We start from the raw sequence: 5,445 nt of genomic DNA, 5'->3' as shown, positions 1-5,445 counted from the left end.
GCCATGTTCTTGAAGGAAAGCACCTTCGTGATGGCCGCCGTCAAGGTCGTCTTGCCGTGGTCCACGTGGCCGATCGTTCCCACGTTCACATGCGGTTTGGTCCTCTCAAATTTCGCCTTTGCCATGCTCTCCGCCTCCTGTAGGGAAAAGAAAGAAACGCCATTCCAAGCAACACTGGAGCCCATGAGCGGGATTGAACCGCTGACCTCATCCTTACCAAGGATGTGCTCTACCAACTGAGCTACATGGGCGGATACTCAGATGACAGAAAATGGCTCGCAAAAAGTCAGCCAGAGGACTTTCCCTGCTGCTTTTGTCTGACCATTGAACCCTGTTTTCTGTCCTCTGTCTGTTTCTATGGAGCGGGAAACGGGATTCGAACCCGCGACCCCAAGCTTGGAAGGCTTGCGCTCTAGCCAGCTGAGCTATTCCCGCATGCAATTACAGATGTTAAATTTCGAATTGTTCGGTACATTCCCAATCCGCATTTCGCAATCTACAGTGACGTACATAACTGGTGGGGAGGGGAGGTTTCGAACCTCCGTAGGCTGACGCCGACAGATTTACAGTCTGTTCCCTTTGGCCACTCGGGCACCTCCCCGAATCACAACGCCTGCACGATTACGGAAATACCTTCATTCGCAGCTGAATCGCAATCTCTTTGCGTAAATTATGGAGCCACCGGAGGGACTCGAACCCACGACAGGCTGATTACAAATCAGCTACTCTACCAACTGAGTTACGGTGGCGGGAACCCCTTGGGACGCACCACTCCCCACTTCCCCGTAAGATGGTGATATTCTTGACAAGATGATCGGCAAGAAAGATGTTGTCCCGCCCAAAGAATAGGAATTATAAGAGATTGTGCATGGATTTGTCAAGAAAAAAGATTTCTGAGGGGGGCGGTTACGGGAGGAGGGCGTTTTGTCGAGAAGAGCGTTCTTGCGAGACCGCTGCCAGACGCTCCCTCTGAAATTTATCCCTTCTGTATCTGCCTGCGCTGGCGCAACACCTCATACAGCATGACGCCTGCGGCAACGGAAACATTCAGCGAACTGATCCTTCCCATGAGGGGTAGGGAGAGAACATAGTCACTATGGTCTTTCACCAGCCTTCGGACGCCCTTATCCTCTCCGCCCAGGACAAGGGCGATCGGACGCGCAAAATCGGCCTGCCACAGGGTCGTCTGGCCCCCGGCCTCAGCGGCGGCTATCCAGATGCCGTTCTTCTTCAGTTCCTCGATCGTGTTCACCAGATTCACGACCTTCACGACCGGCACGTATTCAAGGGCTCCCGCTGCCGCCTTGGCAACGGTCTCCGTCAAGCCGACGGCCCGGCGTTCGGGGATGATGACACCATGCACGCCGGCTGCCTCGGCCGTCCTCAGGATCGCCCCGAAGTTTCTCGGGTCTTCTACTCCGTCAAGGATCAGGAGGAGCGGCGCTTGCCCGAGCCGGGCCGGCGCAGCCAGAACAGCGTCGAGCGTCGAATAGCCGTGAGCCGCGGTATAGGCGATAACGCCCTGGTGGAGGCCGCTCGGCGCCTCGCGGCTCAGGGCGTCGCGGTTCACCATCCTCACTTCGACGCCGCTGTCCCGGGCAAGACGGAGGATCTCGGTGACCTCACGGTCCTTCTTCCGCTGGTCGGATACGAGGACGCGCTGGACCGATCTGCCCGCCTTCAGGGCCTCCAGAACGGGATTGATGCCGAATATTTTGTCTCGCTGCATGGGAGTTGTATCGGGCTAGGAAATTTCCGGAAATCGGGCGACGGCAGCGTCCCGGGTTTCTGTCCGCGGCCTGCCCCGCACTTATTTCGGCTTCCAAACGGTGCCGTCGGCGCGGTCGAAGATCTCCACGCCGCCGTCATCGAGCATCTTCCGGATATGGTCGGCCTCGGCCCAGTCCTTCCTGGCGCGCGCCTCGTTCCGGAGGTGAATGAGTTCCTCGATCCGCTCGACCGGAAGCGTGATCTTGCTGTCCGTGAGCCTGCCCTCGCTGAACCACTCCCCGGGCTGGCGGAGGAAGATGCCGAGCGTTTTGCTGACATTGTCGAACGATGCGGAGGCCTCGAAGAGCAGAGCAGATGCCGCGTCCTGGTTCTTCTCATTCAACTCGGCCAGGAGCTTGTTGACGTCCCGCACCAGATCGTAGATGAGGCCGATTGCGAAGGCGGTGTTAAAGTCGTCGTCCATGGCCTCCTCGAACGCCTTCGGGAGGTTCTTGATCTTCTCGTAGAGCGGCCGGTCCGCGGCCTCGACCAGGTCCTCGGGCTTGGATGCCGGATGCTTTCTGCCCTCAAGGAACTTGAGCATCCCTTCCTTCATGGTATAGAACCGGTCGAGTCCGGCACGGGCGTCCTTCAGGTTCGAATCGGAGAAATCGATGGGGCTCCGGTAGTGGGTCGACAGGAGGAACAACCGGACGATCTCGGCATCGTACTGGTCGAGGATGTCGCGGATCGTGAAGAAATTGCCGAGGGACTTCGACATCTTCTCCTGGTTGATGTTGACGAAGCCGTTGTGGATCCAGTAGTTCACGAACTTCTTGCCCGAGAAGGCCTCGCTCTGGGCGATCTCGTTCTCGTGGTGCGGGAAGATCAGGTCCTTGCCGCCCGCGTGGATGTCGAAGGTCTCTCCGAGGAGCTTGAAGCCCATGGCCGAGCATTCGATGTGCCAGCCGGGCCTCCCGGGCCCCCACGGGCTGTCCCAGGCCGGCTCGCCGGGTTTGGACGACTTCCAGAGCGCGAAGTCGAGTGGATCGGCCTTGCGCTCGTCGATCTCGACGCGCGCCCCCGCCTTCAGGTCCTCGATATTCCGCTTCGAGAGCTTGCCGTACTCCGGGAAGCTGGTCACCCGGAAGTACACGTCGCCGTCGACGACGTAGGCATGCCCCTTCCGGACCAGGCCCTCAACGACCTCGATCATCTCCCTGATGTGCTCCGTAGCCTTCGGCTCCACATCGGCCCTGCCCACGCCCAGCCGCTTCATGTCCTCCTGGTAGGCGTCGATGTACTTCTTCGCGATATCGGCGGCGGAGACGCCCTCTTCCTTCGCGCGGTTGATGATCTTGTCGTCGATGTCCGTGAAATTGCGCACGTATTTCACATCGAACCCCTTGCGCCGGAAATACCGCTGCACCAGGTCGAAAATGACCGCGCCCCGCGCGTGGCCGAGGTGCGAATAGTCGTACACCGTCACGCCGCAGGCATACATGGCGACCTTGCCATCGACGATCGGAACGAATTCTTCCTTTTTCCCCGAGAGCGTGTTGTAGAGCTTGATCATGGGCGAAGCAACCTCACGTGCGGTATACTAAAATCATGCGAACAGGGCATGGCCAGCGAGAAAAAGTGTGTGGAAATAGAATATTATAGATTGCCGCACTCTTTGTCAAGATTTTTCAGGCAAACAGGAGGCGCCATGGCGCAGAAAACGCTCCGCTTCGTGGTCCATGAACATAAAGCCTCGAGGCTGCATTATGACTTCCGGCTGGAGATCAACGGTGTGCTCAAGTCCTGGGCAATACCCAAGGGGCCCTCGATGAGCCCGTCAGACAAGAGGCTCGCGGTCATGGTGCCGGATCATGTGCTCGAGTACATCGACTTTGAAGGGATCATCCCGGCGGGCACCTACGGCGCCGGGCCCGTGCTCGTCTGGGACGCCGGGGAGTTCATCCCGCTCGAGACCGATGACCCCGCCGCGGCGCTCGCGGGCGGGAAGCTCAGTTTCGAACTGAAAGGAAAAAAGCTGAAGGGTGCCTTCGCGCTCGCGCAGATGAAGGGGCTGCCGAAAGGCACGGGCAAGGAATGGCTCCTGATGAAAAAGAAGGACGCGCACGCAAAGGACGACTACGCGATCAAGTCCGAGCTGCTGCCCGCCCGGCTCAAGGGCCTGAAGGAGCGCGTCCCGCCCTGCGAGACGGAGTGATCGAAACGGATCAATGGCAAGACCGACGGGGAGAAGCCTTGGCCAGGGCCGGACAGCCCTCGAGGGGTAACCGCAATTTCAGCCCCGGGTCCGCTTTCAAGGGGAGCCGCTTCCTGCATCATTTTTTTGTCAGCAGGAATTCCCCAACGTAGAGGACCAGCAGTACGAACCACCCGCCGAGGATGACGAACTCAATCGTGGACCGGTAGGATACGCTGAAGTTCTCCGTTGCCATGGTATAGACATCCTCGAGCGTATCGAGTTTTTCCTTGATCTCGGCCTTCCAGCTCTCCAAATGAAATTTCCTGGAGATGAGTGAATAGAGCTTCGCGGAATACCAGTCCCCGATCAGCTTGATGTTGCGCTCCACTGCCTCGGATTCGAGAATGGAAAGCGTGCGGATCTCGATGATCTCGCGCACCACCCTCCTCACCTCGGTGGAGCGGATAACCGGGAGCTTCTTTGACGTCGTCACCATGCGGAGGGTCTTTTCAAGCCGTTCATCGAGATCGTAGTCGAGGATCCTCGATTTCAGCAGCTGCAGGTTCGCGATCTCGAACAGCTCGATGTTGCTGTCGAAATCGCCGGCGGAATCGAAAATGAACGCTCCGTCCCAATCCACGATCGTGATGTCGTCCTTGCCGTACTTCAGGTTCGTCGACAGCGTGGCCCTCACCTCTTCCTCGTCGAGCTCGATCGTTTCGTTCTTGAGGAAGGCCGCGAGCCTGTCCCCGTACAGGGATAAATACACCTCCGGGTCGCCGCTGTAGCCCGAGATGCAATAGACGCTGTACTCTTCGTCGAACAACGGGTCGCAGCCGAACTCTCCCAGGACGCTTCTGCATTCGTTGATGAGCCGGCGCTTGAAATCCAGGGTGCTGTTCGACAGGATGTCGTCCATGTCCAGCGAGGCTTCGACGACAACGACGTCCGGCAAATATGCCTTGACGACAAAACCGACCTCGATGTCGTCACAGACGCGTTTTTCAACTTTGATGATCTTCTGTTTGGGGATGACATCTGGATAGCGCGGGGCGCTCTTCACGGTCTTAATGTCGACGATCTCGGAAGCTTCGAGATTCAGGGTGGTCTCCCCGAAGAGAAACACGACGAGCTTTCCGGATAACGGCTTTTTCTCTGGCTCCTCCATGGTTACTCCCTCCCGACTTTCCGAGCATGCATGCCGCAGCTTCAACAACTCCTCAGAGCGTACCCTATTTCAACTCCTTTAAAAGTCATCAGGGTCTTTCCTGAACGCTCCAATCAATGACCTTCTGGCTCCTTATCTGCTTAAAACTCACTGACATTGTTCGTCACCGGCGTCCCGCCGAGCGCGCGGGCGTGAGCACCGATCAGTCACTATACTCGATTGACGTTGAAATTTCTACGCCGGCAATGCGACGTCGCAGGTGAGGCTGAGCGGCCCGGCGATTTCCCGCGCCTGGTAGCTTGCGAACGTGATCCGCTCCACCTTGACCCGGACCGGATCGCTTGAAAAGGTCGAGATCCTCCGGCCG

4 protein-coding genes and 4 tRNA genes are annotated in these 5,445 nt (G+C 58.1%); 1 reads left to right on the top strand and 7 read right to left on the bottom strand.

All coding sequences use genetic code 11. The features are described 5' to 3' along the window. Window positions 1-175: 175 nt before the first annotated feature. From VL197_00715 to cysS, 6 genes are all read right to left on the bottom strand, one after another. Window positions 176-251 (bottom strand) — tRNA-Thr (locus tag VL197_00715). A gap of 107 nt (window positions 252-358) precedes the next feature. Further along, window positions 359-435, bottom strand: a tRNA-Gly gene (locus tag VL197_00710). 80 nt (window positions 436-515) lie between these two features. Then, window positions 516-601 (bottom strand) — tRNA-Tyr (locus tag VL197_00705). A gap of 72 nt (window positions 602-673) precedes the next feature. Beyond that, window positions 674-749, bottom strand: a tRNA-Thr gene (locus VL197_00700). A 227-nt stretch (window positions 750-976) separates the two neighbouring features. Further along, complete coding sequence (rlmB, locus tag VL197_00695) at window positions 977-1,729, bottom strand: 23S rRNA (guanosine(2251)-2'-O)-methyltransferase RlmB (GenBank protein ID HUJ16492.1); 753 nt, start codon at window positions 1,727-1,729, stop codon at window positions 977-979. An 81-nt stretch (window positions 1,730-1,810) separates the two neighbouring features. After that, on the bottom strand, window positions 1,811-3,286 hold the full coding sequence (cysS, locus tag VL197_00690) for a cysteine--tRNA ligase (protein ID HUJ16491.1): 1,476 nt from the start codon (window positions 3,284-3,286) through the stop codon (window positions 1,811-1,813). Between the two features lie 135 nt (window positions 3,287-3,421). Here cysS and VL197_00685 point away from each other — a divergent pair, with 135 nt between their 5' ends. After that, the gene (locus VL197_00685; GenBank protein ID HUJ16490.1) at window positions 3,422-3,928 is read left to right on the top strand and encodes a DNA polymerase ligase N-terminal domain-containing protein; all 507 of its coding nucleotides are present in this window, start codon (window positions 3,422-3,424) and stop codon (window positions 3,926-3,928) included. 118 nt (window positions 3,929-4,046) lie between these two features. Here the strand turns inward: VL197_00685 and VL197_00680 are convergent, their stop codons facing one another. Continuing rightward, window positions 4,047-5,078, bottom strand: coding sequence for a hypothetical protein (locus VL197_00680; protein HUJ16489.1), 1,032 nt, complete (start codon window positions 5,076-5,078; stop codon window positions 4,047-4,049). Window positions 5,079-5,445 lie beyond the last annotated feature (367 nt).

The sequence above is a fragment of the Nitrospirota bacterium genome (genome assembly GCA_035516965.1).
Lineage (GTDB): Bacteria > Nitrospirota > UBA9217 > UBA9217 > UBA9217 > MHEA01.
This window is presented reverse-complemented; position numbering and strand designations above follow the sequence as displayed.

Coding starts and splice junctions, on each gene's coding strand:
- rlmB (HUJ16492.1), bottom strand. CDS start 1,729: ATGCAGCGAGACAAAATATTCGGCATCAATCCCGTTCTGGAGGCCCTG.
- cysS (HUJ16491.1), bottom strand. CDS start 3,286: ATGATCAAGCTCTACAACACGCTCTCGGGGAAAAAGGAAGAATTCGTT.
- VL197_00685 (HUJ16490.1), top strand. CDS start 3,422: ATGGCGCAGAAAACGCTCCGCTTCGTGGTCCATGAACATAAAGCCTCG.
- VL197_00680 (HUJ16489.1), bottom strand. CDS start 5,078: ATGGAGGAGCCAGAGAAAAAGCCGTTATCCGGAAAGCTCGTCGTGTTT.